Below are 21618 nucleotides of genomic sequence, written 5' to 3'. Positions count from 1 at the left end.
CCCGGTGACGTCCCCGCCCGCGGCGCGGGCGGGGCACACGGGGTCATGCCGGGTTGGCCGGCGGCGCGGTCGGCCGGCGGCGCGGTCAGCCGGTAAACGTGAACGCGCCGTCGAGCCAGTTGTGCGGGGTGCCGTTCGCCCCGTCCTGCCGCCAGCCCTGGATGTAGATCCGCTCGTTGTGGTCCGGGCGGGCGGAGAAGTAGCCGATGCCGCAGGCCGAGTCCGAGGTGCCGTTGTTGCCGTTGGCGTCCTCCGCGGCGGCGAACAGGGTGTGCCAGGCGCCCCAGGCCTCGACCTCCACCCGCTCGCCGTCGGACTTGCGGTCGCAGACCTTCACGTACGGGTACGTCTGTCCGGCGTCGACGTAGACCAGCAGGTAGTCGTTGTAGAACGTGGCGCTGGTGGCGGCGTGCGCCGGTGTCGGGCTCAACGCCACGAGCGCCGTGGACAGCGCGGCGGCCGCGACGAGCTTCAGTTTCCGCATGGTTGTTGCCTCCCCTGAACCGTGACTGCGTCTCCGCTGGGACGTCGCTGGGCCGCCCACTGTGACGGCGCCGCCCGGAGGACTCGGCGAACACGCCACGGGCACCGGCGCTCGATCGGGAGTCCAGGTGCCGGCGACCAGCATCGAATAGAAACGTATCACTTTCCGCTCTGCCGCCGTACTGCTCCACAGAGGCTGCGGTCGCAGGGCGGGGGTGGGCCCGTCCGGGCAAGGGGAGCGGATGGGCCCACCCCTTCCAATGGGCGAGCCGGCGCGCGGAGCCTAGGGCATTGCATACCACACTCCGTTCATGGTCAGGGCCCGTGTCACCGGAACGGGCGGCGACACCCGTGCGCGTCTCAGCTGTCGAGCATTACCTTGACGTACATCGATTTATTGCGGGACTGTCGACGAATGCTGGAGACCGGTCGCGCATCGTTGTTCCGTCGCATGTGGCCGTTCGTCGCGGCCGCCGTCGCGCTACCGGTCGCGGCCGTGGGGCTGGCCACCGCCCCCGCGGCCGGCGCTGACACCGGATCGACGCTCATGGAAACCAGCGCCCCGCCGTCGACGCCACCCAGCACGCCGCTGTCACCGACGGCGCCCACGGACCTCACCGCGACCAGCGTCACCTCGACCTCGGTCACCCTGACCTGGACCGCCTCGACCCCCGGCTGCTGCCCCATCCAGGCCTACAACATCATGTACGCCCAGCCCTTCCTGGACACGATCCCGATGACGATGGTCGGCAACGTCACCACGGCCACGCTCCAACTCCGGCCGACCACCGAATACCACATCAGGGTGCAGGCCAGGGACGAGGTGCAGACCTCGTCCTGGTCGAAGGAGTTCACCGTGATGACCCCAGCCACCGACACCGGCCCGGACACCGTGCCGCCGACCGCCCCGGGGACCCTGAGCGTCCAGAACGGGACGCTGTCCTGGACACCGTCCACCGACAACATCGCGGTGACCGGCTACAACGTCTATCACTTCGACGGCTGGTACACCTCCACGCTGGTCGGCACCGCCACGACCACCACGTATCCGGTGCCGCCGGCACCCAAGGCGGGCCCGCGCAACCAGTTCTACGTACGGGCACGGGACGCGGCGGGCAACCTGTCGATCGCGTCCAACGCGGTCGACGCGCCCGAGGTGACGCCGACGACCCCGCCACCGCCGACCCCCACCTGCGCCGTCAGCTACCACAGGCTGTCCGAATGGCGCGGCGGGTTCATCGCGACCGTCACGATCAAGAACACCACCGGCGCCGCGGTCGACGGCTGGACATTGGACTTCAGCTTCCCCGGCGACCAGCGGATCACCTCGGCCTGGAGCGCCAGCTACACGCAGTCGGGCAACGCCGTCACGGTCCACAGCGCCGGTTGGAACGGCGGCATCGCGGCCGGCAGGAGCGTCTCGTTCGGCATCCAGGGCACGTGGACCGCCAGCGACGCCGCGCCGACGAGCTTCACGCTCAACGGCGGCTCCTGCGCCACCGCCTGACAGTGCCAGAGCGGGGCTTGTTCGGTATTTAGCTAATGTGCTAAAAACGAGGGCATGACCGCGTTGAGTGCCGAGGAGGAGGCGGGCGTCTTCCGGGCGCTGGCCGACCCGACCCGTCGCCAGATCCTCGAAGACCTGCGCCCGGGCGAGCTGACCGCCGGCGAGATCGCCGCCCGCTTTCCGATCAGCGGGCCGTCGATCTCTCGGCACCTGGGCGTGTTGAAGTCGGCCGGCCTGGTGCGTGAGCGGCGGGATGCCAACCGGCTGCACTATTCGCTGGTCGAGGAGCGGCTGGCCGCCTGCCTCAACCGGTTCCTGTCGGCCGTCTGCCCGGAGCAGGTGCTGCTGCGGCACCGTCGCGGGCGCGCCAGCGAGGGCGGTGCGGCGTGAGGCCGCCGACGTTGGTCGGGGTGGTGGAGCGTCGGCTGCTGCTCAACTACCGCGTCGACCCCGGGACTGTCGCCCCGATGCTGCCGGCGCCGCTGCGGCCGCAGGTGGTGAACGGCTGGGCAGTCGGCGGGGTCTGCCTGCTGCGTCTCGGCCGGATCCGCCCTCGGGGCGTGCCGGAGAGGCTGGGGCTGCGCAGCGAGAACGCCGCACACCGGTTCGCCGTCGAGTGGGACACCCCCGCCGGGACGCGGTGCGGCGTCTACATTCCGCGCCGGGACACGGCGTCGACCGTCAACGTGCTGGCCGGTGGCCGGGTGTTCCCGGGGGAGCACCACCGGGCCCGGTTCGAGGTCCGGGAGAGCCGCGCCGAGCTGCGGGTGGGCTTCACCAGCGTCGACCGGACCGGTCAGGTGCAGGTGTACGGCCGGCTGAGCGACCGGCTCACCGGCAGCGGCCTGTTCGCCGATCTCGCCGAGGCGTCCGCCTTCTTCCAGCGGGGTGCGGACGGCTACTCGGCCACCCGGGGCGGGGACCGCCTCGACGGGATGCGGTTGCGGACCGACCACTGGAGCGTGGAACCGTTGGAGATCATCGCCGCCCGGTCCAGCCTGTTCGACGACGAGCGGCTGTTTCCCACCGGCACGGCCCTCCTCGACAGCGCGCTGGTGATGCGGGACGTGCCGGTGACCTGGCAGGCGCTGTCGCCGATGGCCGTCGACCCGATGCGGGCGGCGCCGGCCACGCCGCGGTGAGGCGCCGGTGCTGACCCCTTCTCGCGTTCGCATCGTCAGGTGAGCGGTCACGGCCACGGGTGACGCGGTCTGACCGGGCACCCAGTGGCGCGCCGCCGGGGGTGCCCGGACCGCACGCGCGACCGGGGCGACCGGACGCCCCGCTATTTCGTGGCTCGCGGCCGCGGCTAACCCAACAAACAGCGTGGCGACCAATCGCAGACTCCTGATTCCGCAGGATCACGGTCACGTCCCCGGAATGGTGAAAGCGAGGCCGACTCGGGCCCACTTCTGTAACTTTTCGGCAATCTGGAAATTGTCCGATCAGGGTTGCGAGAGAGCCTGGTTATGGATGCTTCCGGCGCTCTACCGTGTCGATTATCCGGCTTGTTCGATGCATGTGGATCGAAGGTCGGCCAGCGCGGCGAACGCGCCGCGGAAGGAGCGTCACATGTTCACCAGATCCTCGCGCAACCCGGTGGCCCGGGCCGTCATCCCGCTGATCCGCGCTCTCGCGCTGCTGGGCGTGGTCCTGGCCAGCGTTCTCACCTTCACCGCCCCGGCCTCCGCGCACCAGCGAGCCCAGGCCAGCGGCGCTCTGGCCAGCGGCGTGACCCTCGCGGACCGCGGACACCATCCGGGCGGCGGGGGCCGTCCGGGTGGGCGTCCCGGCCGTCCCGGCCGGCCGGGCGGCGGCGGGGTGGGTGGCGCCGCGGTGTCCCCGACGATCAATCCGGCGGCCGCCCAGATCCGGTACACGACCGACCCGACGCGCACGACCTGCGCCAGCCGGAACCTCTGCGTCTTCGTGCTCGACCCCACGAGGCCCGCGGGGACCTACAAGGTCTTCGACCTGTTCACCTGTCAGCGTTACTACCTGACCCAGTGGCTGGGCACCGGCTATTACAACAATCAGCAGACGGGTTCCCCCGCCCCCACCGTGTATTTCTATCCTCAAAGCGGACCGCCGATCAGGTCGTTCACTGCCAAAGGTATCGGGACCCAGAACTGGTTTCCGGTCTGGTCGATCGTGAACTGTCAATAGCGGATCAGCCGCGTTGCGCGGCGGGCCCGGTCGAGTAATCGGGGCCGGACCGGCGTTCCGTCTCGCCCCCGTGTCGAATCATCCGGCTCGTCGACGCATGCGTGGACGAAGGTCGGCCAGCGCGGCGAACGCGCCGCGGAAGGAGCATCAGATGTTCACCAGATCCGCACCCAAACCCGGGGTCCGGCCGCTCCTCGCGCTGACCCGTGGACTCGCCCTGCTGGGCGTGTTCCTGGCCGGCATGGTAATTCTCGCGGTCCCGGCCTCCGCCCACCAACGTACGCAGTTCGGCAGCGCGTCAGCCAGCCGCGTAACCCTCGCGGACCGCGGCCATCCCGGCGGCGGTGGCCGTCCGGGCGGGCGGCCCGGGCGGCCGGGCCGGCCGGGCGGCGGTGGTGGTCCGGGAGGCGCCGCGGTGTCCCCGACGATCAGCCCGGCGGCCGCCCAGATCCGGTACACGACCGACCCGTTCCACACGCCCTGCGACAGCGGCAACTTCTGTGCCATGGTGTGGGATCCCACCCTGCCCTTCGGCGGCTACAAGGTCTTCGACCTGTTCGCCTGCCACCAGTACCACCTGTACAACTGGTTCGCCGGCCCCTCCGGCGGCTTCTACAACAACGCTCAGGTGGACAACGTCAGGGTGACCTTCTATGACGTCGGTCAAAACGTCATCAGGTCGTTCACCGCCACCGGTGTAGGCACCCAGGACTGGACCCCGGTCGAGTGGATCCGCAACTGCGGGTAAACGGACTGCCGGTACGCCCCGTCGGCCCCGGTCAGCGCGACCGGGACCGGCCGGGGCGACCGACCTGACCCGCCGGCTGGGAAGAGCCACCGGCCGAGCGCGAACGTCTCCCATCGGCCGTGCCCGGGTACGCCCGGCGGCGTACCCGAAGTGTCGCGCCGGCGCGGATGAGGGGCGGCCCGGCGCCGCATAGCGTCGCGGCTTGTGTCACACCTGCTCCGGCCGAGACCAACCGGGCGCGACCGGCCCGGCCCGGTCGCGCCGCCGACGCCGGCCACCACCGGTCCATACCCGACCGCGCCGGGCACGATCCTGCTGCTGACCGCCGACACCGGTGGCGGTCACCGCGCCGCCGCAGAGGCGCTCCGGCAGGCGCTGCAGAGTCGATTTTCCGGCCGGCTCGTCACGGTCGTCTGCGATCCGCTCACCGGCGTCGAGGCCCACCGGGCGCTGCGGTGGACCTGCCGGCGGTACGGCCCGCTCGTGCGCTGGAGCCCTCCGCTGTGGGGGCTGCTGTTCCACGCCACCAACACCACGGTGACCCTGCCGATCCTGCGCCGCGCGCTGACCCGGTACGCGCGGGCGCCGATCGCCGCGGCGCTGGTCCGGCACCGGCCCCTCGCGGTGATCCTGCTGCACCCGCTGCTGGTCTCACCCGCGGTCGCCGCCCGGCGCGACTGCGCCTCCGGGGCACCGCTGGTGAGCGTCGTCACCGACCTGGGCACCGCCCACCGCGGGTGGTGGCACCCGGCCGTCGACCGGGTGGTGACACCCACCCCCGCGCTGGCGCGGCAGGCCGGCCGACACGCCGGAACGGCGCCCGCCCGGTGCGCGGCCCTGGGAATCCCGGTAGGCGCACAGTTTCGCGCCGGCCCGGCCGGCCCGGACGCCAGGGCGACGCTGCGCGCGTCGCTGGGACTGCGCCCGGACCGCTTCGTCGTCCTGGTCGCGGCCGGCGGCGAAGGGGGCCGCCGGATCACCGCGTGGACCCGCACGATCATCACCGGTGTCCCCGACGTCGACGTCGTGGCGGTCTGTGGCCGCGACGAGAGGACCCGGGCTCGCCTCGACGGCCTGGTCGCCGCCAGCGGGGGCCGGCTGACGGTGACCGGCTTCGTGTCCAACATGGCCGACTGGCTGCGCGGCGCCGACCTGCTGGTCACCAAGGCCGGGCCCGGGACGGTGGCCGAGGCTGCCTCCTGCGGGACACCCATGCTGCTGGCCGGCCACCTGCCCGGGCAGGAAAACGGCAACACCGAGATCACGGTACGAGCCGGCGCGGCGCGTCCGGTACGCGGCCGGCGGCAGCTTCGAACCCAGGTCGACCAGCTGCGGTCCGACCCGGCGGCGCTGGACCGGATGCGCGCCTCGGCCGCACGCCTCGGCCGCCCCGCCGCCGCGGCCGACATCGCCGAACTCCTTGCCCGACTCACCCGCCCCGGCGACCTCCGGCAGGCCCAACCAGGAAAGGATCGGCGATGAGCCGCACCACCGCCCTTCGCCGGGCATCGATCGCGACCGGCCTGCTCGGGGCGGCGGTCCCGCTGCTGAGCGAGCTGCGGGTGGGTCCGACCGCCCGGAAGTCGACCGGGCAGTGGCGCCGGGCGCCCGTGGGGCGCCGCGCAGGCACGAAGCTCGGCATCAGCTTCCGGCCCAGGCAGTGCGAGGACCTCGGCCTCGATCCCGGGCAGACCCTGGAAACGCTGCTGGCCTACCCCTTCGAGATGCTGCGGATCAGCGCCTACTGGGACCGCGTCGAGTCCGCGCCCGGCGGCTTCGACCCGGCGGAGCTGGACTGGCAGGTCGACGCGGCCGAACGCGCCGGCAAACGGGTGATCGTCTGCCTCGGCCCGGTCAAATCGTTCGGCTACCCCGAGTTTTTCGTCCCCCGCCACCGCCTCGACGGCGACCTTCCCGAGGGCCGCCTCATCGACGGCGCCTCCCACCCGGCCCTGCTGGCAGCGGCCACCGAACACCTGACCCGGCTGGTGCGGCGCTACCGGGACCGCGAAGCCATCGTCGCCTGGCAGGTCGAGCACGAAGGGGTCGACCCGCTCGGGATGGAGCACTCCTGGCGGCTCGCGGAGTCCTTCGTGCGGCACGAGGTGGACGCGGTCAGGGCCGCGGATCCGGCCCGGCCCATCCTGCTGAACGGCTTCCTGCCCACCTCGACCGCGGTGCTCGCGCACCAGTGGTGGCGAACCAGGGACCAGGGCGACTCGGTGGCTGTGGCCGAACGGCTGGCCGACATCGTGGGCATCGACCACTACCCGCGGCACGCCGTGGGCAGCATCGGCCGATGGAGCGCCTACCTAGACGGCGCCACCGGCGTGCTGCCGGCGTGGCGGCGGCGTCGCCTGCTCGCCCGGGTCATCGGCTCCGGGCGGACGGTGATGGTCACCGAAGGCCAGGCGGAACCGTGGGAATCGGTGACCGTGCCACCCAGCCCCGACGCCGGGACCCCCGCCAGCTGCCCGCCGGAACGCCTCATCCACACCTACACCGACTGCCTGCGCTGGGCGCGCCGCGCCGGCACCGAACTGAGCGCCTACCTGTTCTGGGGCGCCGAGTACTGGGTGCTGCGCGACCGGCAGGGCGACAGCGACTACCTGGACGCCTTCGCCCGCATCCTCGCCCGGTCCTGACGGCTCGGTCGGTTGTCGCCCTGCGGCGCCGGCGGGGACGACCCGTACGCTCCGGCCGGGCGGTTGCGTCGGCGGCCGCGGTTTCCGCCGGTACGCCCGCGGTCGCAGCCCGGCTACGTCCACCGGCGTACGCGCCGGTCACCGCGCCCGGCACGGCTACGAACAGCGTGTCCCCGCGTTGTCGTCGGGCGCGGGACGCGGTGCGCCGCCCGGCCTGGGCACCATCGGAGCATGTCCAGCACCGACGACTTCACCGGGCCCGTCATCGACAACCCCGTCAGCGGCGAACGGATCCGGATCCGCGTCTCGGCCGCCCAGTCCGGCGGAAAGCTGCTGGCGTGGGAACTCCGGCTCGCCCCCGGCGGACGGGTACCCAGCGGGCACGTCCACCCGGGACAGGAGGAGCGCTTCAGCGTGATCCGGGGACGCCTGCGGTTCCGCCTCGGCTGGCGCCGCCGGGTCGTCGGGCCCGGCCAGAGCGTCACGGTGCCGCCCGGCGTACCGCACCACTTCGCCAACGCCGGGCCCACCGAGGCGGTGGTGCTGGTGGAGACCCGGCCGGCCATGCAGATGGCGGAGCTGCTCCGGGTCGCCGCCGAACTGGCGCGCGACCAGCACGGCCGGCCGCGCTGGCTGCCCCGCCCGGTCGACCTGCTGCTGTTCATGGACGAGTTCGCCGCCGAGGTCCGCGCCCCGTTCCTGCCTGTCCGGCTGGTCAGGGTCGTGGTCCGCGGCGCCGCCCGGCTCGCCGCGGGGACCGGCGCCGACGCCCGGTATCGACGGCTGCGGGCTCGGTGAGCGCCGCGCCGCCACGGCGGCGGGGCGCGCCCGCGCCGCGTACCGTCGTGGCCTTCCAGGCCCACCCCGACGACGAGGCCCTGCTCACCGCGGGCACGCTGGCCCGGGCCGCCGCCGCGGGCCACCGGGTCGTCATGGTCCTCGCCACCGACGGCGAGCTGGGCGGCCCGCCCGGCATCGCGGACGGGCGGCTCGGCGGCGCGTGGGACTCCGGCGCGCGGCGGCTCGGGGTGCGGCGGCGCGCCGAGGCCCGCGAGAGCGCGCGGGCGCTCGGGGTGGCCAGCGTGGAGCACCTCGGCTACGCGGACAGCGGGATGGGCCCGGAGAACCACCCCAACCCGCCCGGCCGGACCCGCTTTGTCAACGCCCCCGTCGAGGAGGCCGCCGAGCGGCTCGCCGCGATCCTGCGCGACGAGCGGGCAAACCTGCTGCTCAGCAACGACCGCAACGGCGGTTACGGGCACCGCGACCACGTCCGGGTCCACGCGGTGGCCGCCCGCGCCGCCCAACTCGCCGGGACACCCCGGACCCTCGAGGCCACCCTGCCGCGGGACATCATCCGCCGCGGCGTCGACCTCGCATCGAAGGTGCGTCTCCTCCCATCCGAATTCGACCCCGGCAGCCTCGACCGCGCCTACAGCGCCCGCGCGGAGATCACCCACCGCATCCCGGTGCTGCGATACGCCGGGCGCAAGCGGGCCGCGCTGCGGACCCACACCAGCCAGACCGCCGCCAAGGGCGGCGCCGATCGGACCCTCGCCGCGTTCCTGCGGATTCCCCGCCCGGTCTACGACCTGCTCTTCGCCTGGGAGTGGTTCATCGACCCCGAACACCGGGGCCGGTCTCCCGGGATCTGTGGGCGCCCGAGCGGCGGCGGTGACCACGCGGCGTGCGGGTGATCGTGCGCGCCGGCCCGGTTGGCCGGGCGGGGGCGCCAGCACGGCCGTAGGGTCTGCACCGGCGGCCGCCGGCCGCCCTTTCCGGACCTGTGGAGCGTTCATGAGCCTCGAGAAGGTGATCTTCGGGTTTTTCGTCGTGCTCGCGGCGACGCTGAACTTCGGCTTCTTCATCGGCGACATCTCGAACCCCGCCCTGCACAGCGTGTACGAGCTGTTCGCCGCCGTGGTGGTCAACCTGATCGCCACGGCGCTGAAGTTCGGCGACCGTACGCAGATCGGCGCGGTCCACCTGGCCACCAGCCTGGTGGCCGACCTCCAGCTGCTGGCCGCGGCCGTCACCTGGGTCATCGCCTCGCAGGTCTCCTCGCACGGGCTGACCGGCGCGGGCACCGCCGCCGTGGTGTCGCTGTCCGGGGGCGCGTTGCTGGCCAACCTCGTCGCCGTGGTCCTGCTGGTGACCGAGACCGTGTCGTTCTACCGCAGGTAGGCCACCGTGAACAGCCGTTCGCCGGCCGGGTGGCGTCGCCGGGCCGCCGCGGAGACCCGCCCCGGCCCGGCCGCCGGGGAGACCCGCCCCGGCCTGGCCGCGGGGGAGACCGGCCGCGGTCGGTCCGCCGGGGGGCGCCGGCGCGGCCGGGCCCGGTGGGACATCCCGACCGACTCCACCCTGTACCCGTCGACGACGATCTTCCTGATCCTGCGCCGGCTGCGCGCCCCGCTGGTCAGCCTCATTGTGATCTTCGCGATCAGCGTGCTGGGCCTGACGCTCATCCCCGGCCGGACCGAAACCGGCCAGCCGTGGCGGATGGGCCTGTTCGACGCGTTCTACTTCATGAGCTACACAGCCAGCACCATCGGCTTCGGGGAGATCCCGCACGCGTTCAGCACGGCCCAGCGGTTGTGGGTGACCGTCACCATCTACCTGACCGTGGTCGGCTGGGCGTACGCGATCGGCTCGCTGCTGAACCTGCTGCAGGACCGCGGGTTCCGCCAGGCCCTGGGCGTGCAGCAGGTCACCCGTACGGTGGCACGGCTGCGCGAGCCGTTCCTGCTGATCGCCGGGTACGGGCGGGCCGGCCGGACCCTCGGCCGCGCCCTCGACGATCTCGGCCGCCGGTTCGTCGTGGTCGACATGGCCGCCCAGCACATCGACGGGCTGGACCTGGAGTCCTACCACGCCGACGTCCCCGGCCTCGCGGGTGACGTGCGCGACCCGTGGCACCTGCGGGTGGCCGGGCTGCAACACCCGCGCTGCGAGGGGGTGCTCGCGCTCACCGACGACGATGAGGCAAACCTGGCCGTCACGATGGCCGCGGCCCTGCTGCGACCCGAGCTGCCCGTCGTGGCCCGTACCGTCTCCCGGGCGATCGGGCGCCGCATGCTGGCCTTCGGCTCGCCGACGGTGGTCAACCCCTTCGACCGGTTCGGTGACCGGCTCCGGCTGGCGCTGCGCGCGCCCGCCGCGCACCAGCTCAGGTCCTGGCTGGAGGCGGGCCCCGGCGCCGAGCTGCCCCCGCGCGGGTCGCCACCGGACGCCGGTCGCTGGGTGGTGTGCGGCTACGGCCGGTTCGGCCGGGAGCTGACCGCCGACCTGCGCGCCGAGGGGTGGGAGGTGACCGTCATCGATACCGCGCGCCACGAGGAGGACTCGACCCTGGTCGGCGACGCGTCCGACCCCGACGTGCTGGCCCGCGCCCGGCTGACCGAGGCGGTCGGCTTCGTCGCGGCCACCGACAACGACACCACCAACCTGTCGGCGCTGGCCGCCGCCCGCGACATCGCACCGGACCTGTTCGTGGTGGCCCGGCAGAACAGCTCGGCCAACGCCGCGCTGTTCTCCGCGATGCAGATCGACGCGCTGCTGGTGCCCTCAGAGGTGGTCGCCCAGGAGGTGTACGCCCGGCTGAGCACCCCCCTGCTGTGGCAGTTCCTGAGCCAGCTGCCCGACCGCGGCGACCCGTGGGCCGCCGCCCTGATCGAACGCCTCGCTGAACGGTGCGGCCACCGCCTGCCGGCGCTGTGGAAGGTGGCGGTGGACGCCGGGGAGACCCCCGCCGTCGTCCACCGGCTGGCCGGCGGGCAGGTGCGGCTCGGTGACCTGCTGCGCAGTCCCGCCGACCGCGACCACCGGCTGCACGCGGTGGTCCTGATGGCCCAGCGCGGCGGCGAGGCCATGCTCACCCCCGATGACGACCTCACGCTGGCCGAGGGCGACCAGTTGCTGCTCGTCGGCCGGCCGGAGGCCCGGCGCGCGCTGCAGACGACCCTCACGGTGGACGCCGTCACCGAGTACGTGGTGTCGGGCCGGCGGGTGCCCGACAGCTGGCTGTGGCGACGGCTCACCGGTCACCGGGCGCCGCCGCCGTCCTGACCGCAGCGTCGAGCCCCCGCCGCCGCCAGCTCCGCCAGCTCCGTCTGCCCGGCGATGGGTGCCAGCGAGGGTTCCGTTGCCGGAGCACCGCGCGCCGGCGCGGCGGGATGGCACGATGAGGTGGTGCCCTGGCCGGTCCTGCTCGACGCCCACCCCCGCGCGGCCACCTGGTCTCTCGGCGAGCGGGTGACGACCCGGCTTAGCTGGCTCGACCACCCGGAACTGCCCGACGATCTCGTGCTGCGTCAGGTCGTCTTCCGGGTCAGCCCGTTGCAAGACGCCGACGGCCGCCCGTGGGCACAGCTCATCACGGCCGGCGACCTGCTCGCGGTCCGGGCGGGCGACCACCGCGGTGGTGAGGTCGCCCTGGACGGCTGCCTAGGCGTCGACGCGTACCTCGGGCTGATCGGCGACCTGCCCGCCACGACCGGCGTCGTACGGCGGGTCCGGGTGGTGCACGACCTGTGCGACCTGGATACCGAAGGGTGGGTCCGCCGCCCCGGGCACGTGCGGCTGACCGACGTCCCCGATGCCTCCCCGGGGCGTCTGCGCACCGACACCTCTGGCGCGGATCCGGCGCCGCCCGAACAGGAGCGCGTACCCGGCGGCATCCGGTTCCTCAGCCCCGCCCAGTACGCCGGTCGGGCTGGCGACCGACTGACGGCACCGCGGTGGCAACCCCGCGGCTTCCTGGTCGACCTCGACGTTCCTCAGCCGGGCCCGCGGCGGTGGGGGAACGCGCCGTAGCGCTGGCGGACAGCCTCACGCACATGGCTCGGAGCACCCGCACCACACCCGGGGACTCCGACCTGACGATGGACGAGCTGCGGGTTTGGCCCGTGTTGAATTGACGGCGGCCCCGACGGCGGACCACATGGCACCGTCGCCTCTGGCAGGATCCGCCGAATGCGCAAACTGATGGCGTTCCTTCTCGTCATGGCCGTCACCGGCTGCGGCGACGGCGCCGCGACCCAGAAGGAGACCACCGAACAGTTCACCCAGGGCGGCGTCAGCATGGAACCCACGGTCAAGGCCGGCCAGGTGGTCAACGCGAGAAGAGTCAACGGGACGTACGAGGCTCGGCGCGGGGACATCGTCCTGATCCATTCCCCCGGCGGCGCCTGGGGAGACGGGAAGACGCTGCTCAAACGTGTGGTGGCGGTCGGTGGCGAAACCATCGCCTGCTGCGACTCCGCCGGCAAGGTCAGTATCAACGGCGAGCCGCTGACCGAGTCGTACGTGATGGAGAACTCGCCGCTCGACGAGCCGCCGAACCCGGACTTCTGCGGGCCGCGCCGGTTCGCCGCGGTAAGGGTGCCGGCCGGCTCCGTCTTCGTCATGGGCGACAACCGGGCGCGGTCGAACGACTCCCGGTGCGCCGGTGCGGTTCCGGTGTCGTCGGTCTTCGCCGTGATGGTCAGCTGACCGGTACCTGACCGGTGCCGCGGACGCACCGCGGGGCCGTACCGGTCAATGCACCCGTTCGACGGCTGCCCAGCGCGCCGCGCCGGACGGGTCCGGCATGTTAGGAGATCAGGCTCGGGGCGGGTGCCCCACGGGAAACCCCTCGGGCCACAGTTGCGACTCGACGGGAAAGTCTGCCCGTAGCCCGATGTTGTCCGACAGCCCTGCCGCTCGAAAGTTGTTGCCATGGATCTCGTTGCGTCGCCCCGTATGTGGATCCGTGCCGTAGATCGCCGCCATCTTGATGGGGCCGACGAACCGGCAGCCCACGAAATCCGCGGAGAAGGAGAAGAACTCCTCGAACCGGCAGCGTTCGAAGGTGCAGTCCTCGAAGCGCGCCTCACCCACGTGGAAGCCGGCCCGGATCCGGAGACGGACGCCGACGAACGTGCATGAACGGTAGATGCACGGCCGGTTCCCGAACGAACCCTGCGGCTCGTACCCGTCCCGATGCAGCCGCCTGCCGCGCTGCCGGAACACACACCCGTCGAACGAGGACCACATCGTGGTGAGGGCGAGCTCGTCCAGGCTTAGATCGACACCGGTCACCTCGGCGCGATCGAACCGAACGGCGCGAAGCTGCGACTCGTCCAGCGGAGCGGCCGTCAGGTCGACGTCGGACACCCGACCGGACAGCACCACGGTATGTGGTCCCCACACCGGCGCGAGGTCCGGAGTGCGCCCCCGCCACCACGCGGGGTGCTCGGCCGACGTTGCGGTATCCATACCGCCGATCGTGCCCCCTCGAGAGCCTGCCGTGGTGCCCGCTCGGCGCGACGCCGTGGCGCTGGCTACGCCCACAATCGTGGGCAGAAGCTAACGGGATCGACCGAGAGTCACCATCGGCGGAGAAGTTGCGGGCCGCCCCAGAGCGTCCAATGGGCATAATCATCCTCATCGGCGCCGCGGAACGATCCCGGCAGACCCCGTTGAAACCATGCTGCCGGGAGCCGAAGCTCCTCGACGTCCCAGTGTCGCTGAAAGGATGAGCCGACCTCCACTATCAGCCAGTCGACGAGCTGCACAATGAGGGCGAGGCACGACCGAGCGCACCCGGACTGGATCGTCGCCCCGACCATCCGCTGCTCCTCTGGAGCGTTCGAATTCCCTTCGGCATCGGAACGCCACAGTCGATAGCGTCCGTAGATCACACTGGCGTAGGGGTCCCCGATGCGTGAATCGGTCCACCTTGTTGGGTCGTCAACTCTGGCGAGTAGTCGACGTAGGCTGCCATGCGCCAACGCGTTGCGCAGGGTGATCCACTGATTGAGATGCTGTGCGAAAGTCAGCCCCGACAGTCGACCGGGAGCCACCCCGACCAGGTCTTCCATTGACTGCATCCGCACGCCACTCCAGCTCGTGGCCGCCGACACGCGCAGCTCATCGAGAAAGCTGCGCTCGCATGCACGGGCCTCCATCAGCACGCGTTGCGACTCAAAGGCGTACAGATGCCCTGTCTTGGAATCTTCCGAGCCGTCGCCCCACGAATCGTCGGCCGGATCCGCAAGAAAAGCGGAACGCGTGTCGGCGATGAAGCGGTCCCAAGCTCCCACTGCCGTCACGACGATCGATCTGTTCAGCGCTGCGCGCGGCTGGCGACCCCGCACCACTCTCTCGTTGTGGACCAAGACAAGGTCCACTCCCACGCTGAGATTTTCGCGCACGGCGCGAGCGACCTGGCCGAATCGCTTCTCCCGCACTGGCCCGTCGGGAACGCTGTCCTGCCCATGCCCGGCCACCATCCCGAGAGGCTACCTTGCGCATCGGCATGATCGGATGTCCACTCATTGGCCATGCGTCGGCCCAATGTCGCTGGGGAGGATCGAGCGGCCGGGTTCCCGCGGCTGACTACGTGGAGCGACCCCGTCAGCGGGTCAGCGGCGTTTCCAGTGGATCGGCAGGCGTTTCACGCCGCGCTGGAAGTTGGAGCGGAGGTACGCGGGCGGCCCCGCGTACCCGATGCTGGTGGTGCGGCTCAGCAGGGCCTCGAGCAGTGCCCGGAGTTGGCACCGGGCCAGGTGCGCGCCGAGGCAGAAGTGGGGTCCGTACCCGAAGACGAGGTGCGGGTTGGGCTGGCGGGCCAGGTCGAGCCGATCGGGGTCGGCGAAGACCCGCTCGTCCCGGTTGGCCGAGGCGAACGACACCACCACCTTGTCACCGGCCCGTACCGGCGCCCCGGCGACGGTGGTGTCCGCGGTGGCGGTGCGCCGGAACACCATCACCGGGGTCCACCAGCGCAGCAGCTCGTCGACGGCGGTGTCGAACAGGGCCGGGTCGCGGCGCAGCCGCGCCAGCTGCTCGGGGTGCTCCAGCAGGGCGATCATCGCGCCCGGCAGTGCGCCCAAGCCGACAGGTACGCCCCGAACGCCTCGGCGGTGCTGTGCTCCAGGGAGAAGCGGACCATCTCGTCCAGCCAGCGGCGGGACAGCCGGTTGCCGGTGGTGAGGTCGATGATGGCGCGCCGGTTGTCTGGGTTGGTGGCCGCGCCGTCGAACAGCGCCCAGCCCTGGTCGTCGAAGGGCACGCCGCTGGCCGGGACCGGGCTGATGCCGACGAGCCGTTCCACCCGGTCGGGCGCGTCGGCGAGCACCCGCTGCGCCGCGCTGCCACCCATGGAGTGCCCGACGACGGAGAAGGTGTCCCAGCCGAGGGAGTCGGCGAGGTCGAGCGCGTCGCGGGCGATCTCCCCGATGCTGTGCTCACCGGTGACCTCCCGGCGCGCGCCGTAGCCGCGGTAGTCCAGGAAGGCCCAGGTGAAGCGGTCTCCGTCGATCAGGTTGGGCAGCGAACCCCAGCCGCGCGCCGAGCCGAACCAGCCGTGCAGGGCCAGCACCCTACGCGGTCCCTGGCCGGCGCTGACCGGGCCGGTAGAGGAGTCGCCGGCGCTGACCGGGCCGGTGGGGGAGTCGCCGGCGCTGCTGTCGCTGATCGTCATGACGGCGACCCCTTCCACCGCCGCGGCGCTGCGGCGGACAGCGAGCGGATCACCAGCGAACGCTGGCACTGTGGACCGTAGCCGCCGGGCGGTCCGAACGGAAGGGTCCCTCACATCAGGTGGGTCAGCGGCCGCCGTGGTGCTGACCGGACCGCCCACCGCGCCGCCCGTGCCGACGTACTGATCGCGCGGGGCGCCTCTCTTGGGATTGTCGAGGACGGCCGTCCGGCTCCGTCCCAGCCGGTGACGGATCGTTCCGCTTGACGTGGAGCGGCGGGCGACGAGCGGAGGAGGCCGCGGAATGCGGAAGGTGATCGCGAACGAATGGATGACCCTGGACGGCGTGGTGCAAGCCCCCAGCTATCCCGACGAGGACACGACCGGCGGCTTCCGGCACGGCGGGTGGCATGCCCGCTACTTCGACGACGTGTCGATGAACTGGGTGATCGAGAACGTTCGCGGCGCGGGCGGCTACCTGCTGGGGCGCGGCACGTACGAGATCTTCGCGGCCCACTGGCCGGCGGCGCCGCAGGAGCAGCAGGTGCTCGCCGAGCCGCTGAACACGTTGCCGAAGTACGTCGCCTCGACGACCCTGCGGGCGCCGCTCGGCTGGTCGAACTCGACGCTGCTGAGCGGCGACCTCGGTACGGCCGTACGCGCGTTGAAGGCGGAGCCGGGCCGGGACCTGCACCTCATCGGCAGCCCCGGGCTCGTGCGGAGCCTGCTGGCGCTGGGGCTGGTGGATGAGCTCCGGCTGATGATCGACCCGCTGGTGCTCGGGGGCGGCAAGCGGCTGTTCGGTGACGGCGGCGGCCCCAGCCCGCTGCGGCTGGTCGGCAGCCGGTTGACCGGCACGGGGGCGATCATCGCGACCTACGCCACCGCGGCCGACTCGCCCGGGTGACGCCGTGCCAGGGCGCTGGGCATGAAATGCGTTGCGTCCGGCCCGCCGAGGCCCCGTAATGGTGGGGATGAGGGCCGACGACGTGACGCGTGCTGCCGGGCTTGCCCTGGAAACCCTGGCGACAGCCAGCCACCTCGACTGGCAGCAGCCAGCCGGTGACCTGGCGTGGAGCTGCTGGGAGACGGTCGAGCACATGAGCGACGACCTCTTCGCCTACGCCGCCCAACTCGGTCCGGCGAACCCGTCCACGAGCACCCACGTCCCGTTCGGCTGGCAGCAACGCCGTCCGGGCGGCCCGGCTCTGACGATCTTCGTTGATCCCGCCGAGGGACCGGCCGGGCTGCTGCAGGTGTTCGAGACGTGCGCGGCGTTGCTCGCGGCCATGGTCGCGGCCACGCCGCCGGACCGGCTGTCGTTCCACAACTACGGCGCGTCCGATCCGGCCGGGTTCGCCGCCATGGGCGTCGTCGAGGTCCTGGTACACATGCACGACGTGGCCGCCGGCCTGGGACTGACCTGGTCGCCGCCGGCCGACCTGTGCGCGGTAGCGCTGCGCCGGTTGTTCCCCGCGGCGCCCTCCGGCGACGCCCCCTGGCCCACCCTGCTGTGGGCCACCGGCCGCGCGGACCTGCCGGGGCTACCCGCCCAGACGGGCTGGACCTGGGACGGCGCTCCCCGGCCATGAATGTCGACCCAAACCACGATCACCGCACCGGGTCAGCGCAGCGGGCGCTGAGCTTCGGAGCGGTGGCGCAGGCGTACGAGCGGTTCCGGCCCGGATACCCTCCGGCGCTCGCCGACCTGGTGCTGGCGTACGCGGAGCGGCCCGTCCGGACCGCCCTGGAGATCGGGGCCGGCACCGGCAAGGCCACCCGGCTGTTCGCCGCCCGGGGCATCGCCGTCACGGCGACCGAACCGGACGAGGCCATGCTCGCCGAACTGCGCCGGCAGGCGCCGCCGACCGTCACCGCGCTGCGGGCCGCGTTCGAGGACCTTGCGCCGGGGGAGAGCTACGACCTGGTGTACGCGGCCGCGGCGCTGCACTGGACGAACCCGGCAGGCCGGTGGGCGCGGGTGGCCGCGCTGGTGGCGCCCGGCGGGGTGTTCGCCTCGTTCGGCGGACCCGTCCGGCTGGCCGATCCGGCCGTGGAGCGGGCGGTCCAGGCGGCCCGGGCGCCGTTCCTGGCCACCGACGAGATCCCGTCGCCGGACGGCACGCCGCCGGAGCACGCCATGCAGTGGCCGGGCACCGAGCTGCAGCGGTCCGAGTGGTTCACCGACGTCCGGCAGTCGGTGCTCGATCGGCGGTTGACGATCAGCGCCGACGACTACGTGGGCCACCTGTCGACCATCTCGGCCTACCTGGAACTGCCCGCCCCGGTCCGCGAGGAGGCGTTCCGTGAGATCCGGCGGGTGCTGCCGGCGGCGGTTGACCTCTCCGCCGAGATCGTGGCGCACCTCGCGCGCCGCCGGGAACGGTAGCGGCATTGCGCTCCAGGCCGGTTGCCCGCACCGGCTAGCCTGACCGGGCATGACGGCTCCGGGCGTCGGACGGATCGGCTGCGCGTACCTGATCCTCTGGCTTCTGCTGTTCGCCAGCGCCATCTTCGCGGGCGACGGCGTCATGCTCTGGTTGACCGACGTCCTGTCCGGCGTGCCCGTGCCGCTGGTGACGGTGCTCGGCTGGCTTCCCTTCGGTCTGTTGATCCTCTGCCTGCTCGCCGACGCGATGGACCTGACGGCCCCGTCCATGCGCCAGCCCTGGCTCGGGCTTGTCGCCGTCCTCGGCCTGCTGGTCGCGGTCGAAGTCCCGACCGTGTTCCGGCAGCACCCCGGGGAGGCGTACGAGGCCGCCGCCGGCACCCCGGCCGGACAGGCGCTGATCCTCGGCGCTGCCAGCGCGTTGTTCAGCGTCCTGCTGTTCACCCTCGGCTTCCTGACGGTGCGCTGGCTGCGCGCCCGGCTCAGGGGCGAGCCCATCCCGTTCCGGGACGGCAGCTGGGGCGCCCAACCGGAGAGCCGTCGGCGGTTCGGCGTCGGCGCCTCGGTCACGGCCGTGCTTGGCCTGGTGATCAGCCTCGTCGTCGGGTAGCCGCGAGGAGGAAGATCGTTTACGGCTGTCGTGATCTGTCCGTAGTGTCTGGTCAGCGACAATGTCGAGCTGCCCGATCATGACCGTTCGGGACCGTCTGAGACACCGGTTACTGGCACGTGGCTGGCACGGCTGCGCGTTGGGCGCGGCTGTCCGGCCGTGTGCGGCTTACCGCCCCCGGCCTCTCCGGCCGGGGGCGGCTTGCCGTGCCGCCGGTCCTCCGCGCGGCTGGGCCCCGGTAGCCGATGGCAAGCCGCGCAGCGGCGCGGCAGCTGATCGGCTCGGTTAATCGGCAGCCGAACTATCACCGGTGGCATTGACGGTTGAGGTGTACGCCCGGTGAGTGGGATGGCTGGTCGTGCGCGGGTGCGGTTCAATGGGCGGTCTGGCTTGGTGACCTGATCGTGGCGGAGCGTGATCTACTGTGGTGGTGCGGGGTCGGCGTAGGCGGTCCGTTTCGCTGGCCGCGCTGTTGTCGGCGGCCTTGCTAATGCTCACCATCCTCGTGACGCAGGTGGTCGCTTTGACGGTCAACGCGGCGAGCGGAGAAAGGCGGTGGGCTTGGGGCTTGGACGTCGTTCAGCGGTATCCGTTTCCGTCGTTGTTGGTGGGCACGGTGCTGCTGCTTGTCTTGGCGGTCTCGGCGCTGTCGGTACAGCGATCACGGGATACGTCTCCCGCTGTCTCGATGCCGAATGACGTGCCCGATTCGGCGTCCATACAGGTGCATGCGGAGCCCGTCCGGACTGGGATGGTGGATCCACCTATGGGTGAGCTGCCCGTGGTGGTGCGGGGTCGTGAGGCGATGGTGGGGGATGTGTTGGCACCTGTAACCCCTGGTTCGGGGGTGCGGGTGGTGGCGGGGATGGGTGGGTGCGGGAAGACGACGGTGGCGTTGGCGGCTGCGGGGCAGGCGTGGGCTGCCGGGTGGCGGGTGTGGTGGGTGTCGGCGGTGGATCGGCCGTCGTTGGTGGCTGGTATGTCGGCGGTGGCCCGGGAGGCGGGTGCGTCGGCTCAGGAGGTGACGGAGGCCGATTCGGGTCTGGCGTTGGCCGGGGTGGTGTGGCGGTGGTTGGAGCGGGTGTCGGACCGGTGGTTGCTGGTGGTCGACAACGCTGATGATCCGGCGGTGTTGGCCCCGGGCGGCACGAGTGTGGCGGGAGGCGGCGGTTGGCTGCGGTCTGCCGGCGATGGAGTCGTACTGGTGACCACGCGGGTGGCGGATCGGCGCGTGTGGGGGCATCGGGTGGGGTGGTTTCCGCTGGGAGAGTTGGATCAGAGATCGGCGGCGTTGATGGTGCTGGACCGGATGGGTCGGACGGACGAGCCGGGTTTGATGGGGGCGGCGGTGGCGGTGGCGGATCGGTTGGGCCGGTTGCCGTTGGCGGTGCACCTGGCGGGGTCGTATCTGGGTTCGGGGCTGGCCGCAGTTGGGCTGGACGGTTATCTGCGTTTGCTGACGGACCGGTCGTTGAGCCTCGTGGATGAGGGTGCGCCGGGGTGGGGGGAGCGGGATCCGCGTCGGCTGGTCATGTCGACCTGGGAGATCTCTCTGGATGCCTTGGAGCGGCAGGGTCGGGTACGGGCACGCACCGTGCTTCGGGTGCTGTCGTATCTAGCGCCAGGGTCGGTGGTGCCGGTGTCGATGCTGGACCCAGCAGTGCTGGCGGATGCCGGGCTGCTCTCCGGCGGAGAAGAGGGCCGTGCGGAGTTGGCGGCGGGGTTGTCGGGCCTGCGGGCGGTGGGCGTGGTCGAAGGGCTGTCTGTCAGTGCGGACGCGGGCGACGGGTTGTTGGTGCACCCCCTGGTGGCCGAAGTGTGCCGGTGGTGGGCTGACCGGGACGGGCCGCGAACGCGTCTGATGACGGCGGCGGCGGGTCTGGTCGTGACCGCTAAAGAGCAGATCGATCCGGCTGACCCCGCTGACTGGGATGCATGGCAGGTGCTCGCCCCGCATTCGAGACAAGCTTTAGATTTGATCAACGAGCTGGACGATGAGTTGAGTGCCCGAGTGTTCGGTCTCAACAACGCTTTGACCCGCCACTTCACCGCGCGCGGCTCGTATCCGGCGGCCATCGAGTCGGGCGAAGCGATCGTCGCCGCAGCCACGGCACGACTAGGAGCGGAGCATCCTGACACCCTGACGTCGCGGAACAACCTCGCCTTCGCGTACCGGGCGGCGGGTCGGTTGGGGGAGGCGATTCCGCTGTACGAGGCGACGCTGGTCGCGCGTGAGCGGGTGTTGGGTGAGGAGCATCCGGACACGCTGGCGTCGCGGAACAACCTCGCCGCCGCGTACCAGGCGGCGGGTCGGTTGGGGGAGGCGATTCCGCTGTACGAGGCGACGCTGGTCGCGTGTGAGCGGGTGTTGGGCGAGGAGCATCCGGACACGCTGAGGTCGCGGAACAACCTCGCCGCCGCGTACCAGGCGGCGGGTCGGTTGGGGGAGGCGATTCCGCTGTACGAGGGGACGCTGGTCGCGTGTGAGCGGGTGTTGGGTGAGGAGCATCCGGACACGCTGGCGTCGCGGAACAACCTCGCCTACGCGTACCGGGCGGCGGGTCGGTTGGGGGAGGCGATTCCGCTGTACGAGGGGACGCTGGTCG

At 72.0% G+C, this 21618-nt stretch carries 23 protein-coding genes; 18 read left to right on the top strand and 5 right to left on the bottom strand.

Going from position 1 to position 21618, the window contains the following annotated elements; translation table 11 throughout:
* Window positions 1-85 precede the first annotated feature (85 nt).
* On the bottom strand, window positions 86-484 hold the full coding sequence (locus ACFFHU_RS22445; RefSeq protein WP_377341953.1) for a hypothetical protein: 399 nt from the start codon (window positions 482-484) through the stop codon (window positions 86-88).
* A gap of 414 nt (window positions 485-898) precedes the next feature.
* Here ACFFHU_RS22445 and ACFFHU_RS22440 point away from each other — a divergent pair, with 414 nt between their 5' ends.
* From ACFFHU_RS22440 to lepB, 13 genes are all read left to right on the top strand, one after another.
* Window positions 899-1990: a cellulose binding domain-containing protein gene (locus ACFFHU_RS22440; protein WP_377341951.1), complete on the top strand. Its 1092-nt coding sequence runs from the start codon at window positions 899-901 to the stop codon at window positions 1988-1990.
* 54 nt (window positions 1991-2044) lie between these two features.
* Window positions 2045-2380 (top strand): metalloregulator ArsR/SmtB family transcription factor, encoded by a 336-nt coding sequence (locus ACFFHU_RS22435; protein ID WP_377341949.1) that lies wholly within the window; start codon window positions 2045-2047, stop codon window positions 2378-2380.
* Window positions 2377-3132 (top strand): DUF2071 domain-containing protein, encoded by a 756-nt coding sequence (locus ACFFHU_RS22430; RefSeq protein WP_377341947.1) that lies wholly within the window; start codon window positions 2377-2379, stop codon window positions 3130-3132. Before ACFFHU_RS22435 ends, ACFFHU_RS22430 begins: the two co-directional genes overlap by 4 nt.
* A gap of 430 nt (window positions 3133-3562) precedes the next feature.
* Window positions 3563-4156, top strand: a complete 594-nt coding sequence (locus tag ACFFHU_RS22425) for a hypothetical protein (protein ID WP_377341946.1) — start codon at window positions 3563-3565, stop codon at window positions 4154-4156.
* Between the two features lie 151 nt (window positions 4157-4307).
* Window positions 4308-4904 carry a hypothetical protein gene (locus ACFFHU_RS22420; protein WP_377341944.1) on the top strand — a complete coding sequence of 199 codons (597 nt, stop codon included), beginning with the start codon at window positions 4308-4310 and terminating at the stop codon, window positions 4902-4904.
* A 204-nt stretch (window positions 4905-5108) separates the two neighbouring features.
* Window positions 5109-6386, top strand: coding sequence for an MGDG synthase family glycosyltransferase (locus ACFFHU_RS22415; RefSeq protein WP_377341942.1), 1278 nt, complete (start codon window positions 5109-5111; stop codon window positions 6384-6386).
* Window positions 6383-7549 (top strand): hypothetical protein, encoded by a 1167-nt coding sequence (locus ACFFHU_RS22410; RefSeq protein WP_377341940.1) that lies wholly within the window; start codon window positions 6383-6385, stop codon window positions 7547-7549. The genes ACFFHU_RS22415 and ACFFHU_RS22410 overlap by 4 nt, the downstream gene beginning before the upstream one ends.
* Window positions 7550-7780: 231 nt before the next feature.
* Window positions 7781-8347: a cupin domain-containing protein gene (locus ACFFHU_RS22405; protein WP_377341939.1), complete on the top strand. Its 567-nt coding sequence runs from the start codon at window positions 7781-7783 to the stop codon at window positions 8345-8347.
* The gene (locus ACFFHU_RS22400; RefSeq protein ID WP_377341933.1) at window positions 8344-9246 is read left to right on the top strand and encodes a PIG-L deacetylase family protein; all 903 of its coding nucleotides are present in this window, start codon (window positions 8344-8346) and stop codon (window positions 9244-9246) included. The genes ACFFHU_RS22405 and ACFFHU_RS22400 overlap by 4 nt, the downstream gene beginning before the upstream one ends.
* A gap of 100 nt (window positions 9247-9346) precedes the next feature.
* The gene (locus ACFFHU_RS22395; RefSeq protein WP_377341932.1) at window positions 9347-9733 is read left to right on the top strand and encodes a DUF6394 family protein; all 387 of its coding nucleotides are present in this window, start codon (window positions 9347-9349) and stop codon (window positions 9731-9733) included.
* 6 nt (window positions 9734-9739) lie between these two features.
* Window positions 9740-11617 (top strand): potassium channel family protein, encoded by a 1878-nt coding sequence (locus tag ACFFHU_RS22390; RefSeq protein WP_377341930.1) that lies wholly within the window; start codon window positions 9740-9742, stop codon window positions 11615-11617.
* A 123-nt stretch (window positions 11618-11740) separates the two neighbouring features.
* A complete protein-coding gene (locus ACFFHU_RS22385) occupies window positions 11741-12364 on the top strand; it encodes a hypothetical protein (protein ID WP_377341927.1) in 624 nt (207 codons plus the stop codon).
* 159 nt (window positions 12365-12523) lie between these two features.
* The gene (gene lepB / locus ACFFHU_RS22380) at window positions 12524-13042 is read left to right on the top strand and encodes a signal peptidase I (protein ID WP_377341925.1); all 519 of its coding nucleotides are present in this window, start codon (window positions 12524-12526) and stop codon (window positions 13040-13042) included.
* A gap of 108 nt (window positions 13043-13150) precedes the next feature.
* On the opposite strand, the gene ACFFHU_RS22375 is transcribed toward lepB, so the two are convergent.
* The 4 genes from ACFFHU_RS22375 to ACFFHU_RS22360 all read right to left on the bottom strand — a co-directional run bounded on the left by ACFFHU_RS22375 (window position 13151) and on the right by ACFFHU_RS22360 (window position 16016).
* Window positions 13151-13807: a hypothetical protein gene (locus tag ACFFHU_RS22375; RefSeq protein WP_377341923.1), complete on the bottom strand. Its 657-nt coding sequence runs from the start codon at window positions 13805-13807 to the stop codon at window positions 13151-13153.
* Window positions 13808-13917: 110 nt separating this feature from the next.
* Window positions 13918-14823 (bottom strand): hypothetical protein, encoded by a 906-nt coding sequence (locus tag ACFFHU_RS22370; protein WP_377341922.1) that lies wholly within the window; start codon window positions 14821-14823, stop codon window positions 13918-13920.
* A 132-nt stretch (window positions 14824-14955) separates the two neighbouring features.
* Complete coding sequence (locus ACFFHU_RS22365) at window positions 14956-15426, bottom strand: cytochrome P450 (protein ID WP_377341921.1); 471 nt, start codon at window positions 15424-15426, stop codon at window positions 14956-14958.
* The gene (locus ACFFHU_RS22360) at window positions 15402-16016 is read right to left on the bottom strand and encodes an alpha/beta fold hydrolase (RefSeq protein ID WP_377341918.1); all 615 of its coding nucleotides are present in this window, start codon (window positions 16014-16016) and stop codon (window positions 15402-15404) included. Before ACFFHU_RS22360 ends, ACFFHU_RS22365 begins: the two co-directional genes overlap by 25 nt.
* Window positions 16017-16317: 301 nt before the next feature.
* Here ACFFHU_RS22360 and ACFFHU_RS22355 point away from each other — a divergent pair, with 301 nt between their 5' ends.
* From ACFFHU_RS22355 to ACFFHU_RS22335, 5 genes are all read left to right on the top strand, one after another.
* On the top strand, window positions 16318-16920 hold the full coding sequence (locus tag ACFFHU_RS22355; RefSeq protein ID WP_377341916.1) for a dihydrofolate reductase family protein: 603 nt from the start codon (window positions 16318-16320) through the stop codon (window positions 16918-16920).
* Between the two features lie 67 nt (window positions 16921-16987).
* Entirely contained in the window at window positions 16988-17605 is a 618-nt protein-coding gene (locus ACFFHU_RS22350; RefSeq protein WP_377341914.1) for a hypothetical protein, read from the top strand.
* A complete protein-coding gene (locus ACFFHU_RS22345; protein WP_377341913.1) occupies window positions 17602-18402 on the top strand; it encodes a class I SAM-dependent methyltransferase in 801 nt (266 codons plus the stop codon). Before ACFFHU_RS22350 ends, ACFFHU_RS22345 begins: the two co-directional genes overlap by 4 nt.
* A gap of 49 nt (window positions 18403-18451) precedes the next feature.
* The gene (locus ACFFHU_RS22340) at window positions 18452-19012 is read left to right on the top strand and encodes a hypothetical protein (RefSeq protein WP_377341912.1); all 561 of its coding nucleotides are present in this window, start codon (window positions 18452-18454) and stop codon (window positions 19010-19012) included.
* Window positions 19013-19517: 505 nt separating this feature from the next.
* Window positions 19518-21618 (top strand): tetratricopeptide repeat protein (locus ACFFHU_RS22335; protein ID WP_377341910.1); only part of this gene is annotated, 2101 nt, incomplete at its 3' end.

This window comes from Plantactinospora siamensis (assembly GCF_042434095.1).
In the GTDB taxonomy this organism is placed as follows: Bacteria; Actinomycetota; Actinomycetes; order Mycobacteriales; family Micromonosporaceae; genus KBS50.
This window is presented reverse-complemented; position numbering and strand designations above follow the sequence as displayed.

Excerpts from the sequence above, each read along its gene's own strand:
- ACFFHU_RS22445 (WP_377341953.1), bottom strand. The coding sequence starts at position 484 with ATGCGGAAACTGAAGCTCGTCGCGGCCGCCGCGCTGTCCACGGCGCTC.
- ACFFHU_RS22440 (WP_377341951.1), top strand. The coding sequence starts at position 899 with ATGCTGGAGACCGGTCGCGCATCGTTGTTCCGTCGCATGTGGCCGTTC.
- ACFFHU_RS22435 (WP_377341949.1), top strand. The coding sequence starts at position 2,045 with ATGACCGCGTTGAGTGCCGAGGAGGAGGCGGGCGTCTTCCGGGCGCTG.
- ACFFHU_RS22425 (WP_377341946.1), top strand. The coding sequence starts at position 3,563 with ATGTTCACCAGATCCTCGCGCAACCCGGTGGCCCGGGCCGTCATCCCG.
- ACFFHU_RS22420 (WP_377341944.1), top strand. The coding sequence starts at position 4,308 with ATGTTCACCAGATCCGCACCCAAACCCGGGGTCCGGCCGCTCCTCGCG.
- ACFFHU_RS22410 (WP_377341940.1), top strand. The coding sequence starts at position 6,383 with ATGAGCCGCACCACCGCCCTTCGCCGGGCATCGATCGCGACCGGCCTG.
- ACFFHU_RS22405 (WP_377341939.1), top strand. The coding sequence starts at position 7,781 with ATGTCCAGCACCGACGACTTCACCGGGCCCGTCATCGACAACCCCGTC.
- ACFFHU_RS22395 (WP_377341932.1), top strand. The coding sequence starts at position 9,347 with ATGAGCCTCGAGAAGGTGATCTTCGGGTTTTTCGTCGTGCTCGCGGCG.
- lepB (WP_377341925.1), top strand. The coding sequence starts at position 12,524 with ATGCGCAAACTGATGGCGTTCCTTCTCGTCATGGCCGTCACCGGCTGC.
- ACFFHU_RS22375 (WP_377341923.1), bottom strand. The coding sequence starts at position 13,807 with ATGGATACCGCAACGTCGGCCGAGCACCCCGCGTGGTGGCGGGGGCGC.
- ACFFHU_RS22370 (WP_377341922.1), bottom strand. The coding sequence starts at position 14,823 with ATGGTGGCCGGGCATGGGCAGGACAGCGTTCCCGACGGGCCAGTGCGG.
- ACFFHU_RS22360 (WP_377341918.1), bottom strand. The coding sequence starts at position 16,016 with ATGACGATCAGCGACAGCAGCGCCGGCGACTCCCCCACCGGCCCGGTC.
- ACFFHU_RS22355 (WP_377341916.1), top strand. The coding sequence starts at position 16,318 with ATGCGGAAGGTGATCGCGAACGAATGGATGACCCTGGACGGCGTGGTG.
- ACFFHU_RS22350 (WP_377341914.1), top strand. The coding sequence starts at position 16,988 with ATGAGGGCCGACGACGTGACGCGTGCTGCCGGGCTTGCCCTGGAAACC.
- ACFFHU_RS22345 (WP_377341913.1), top strand. The coding sequence starts at position 17,602 with ATGAATGTCGACCCAAACCACGATCACCGCACCGGGTCAGCGCAGCGG.
- ACFFHU_RS22340 (WP_377341912.1), top strand. The coding sequence starts at position 18,452 with ATGACGGCTCCGGGCGTCGGACGGATCGGCTGCGCGTACCTGATCCTC.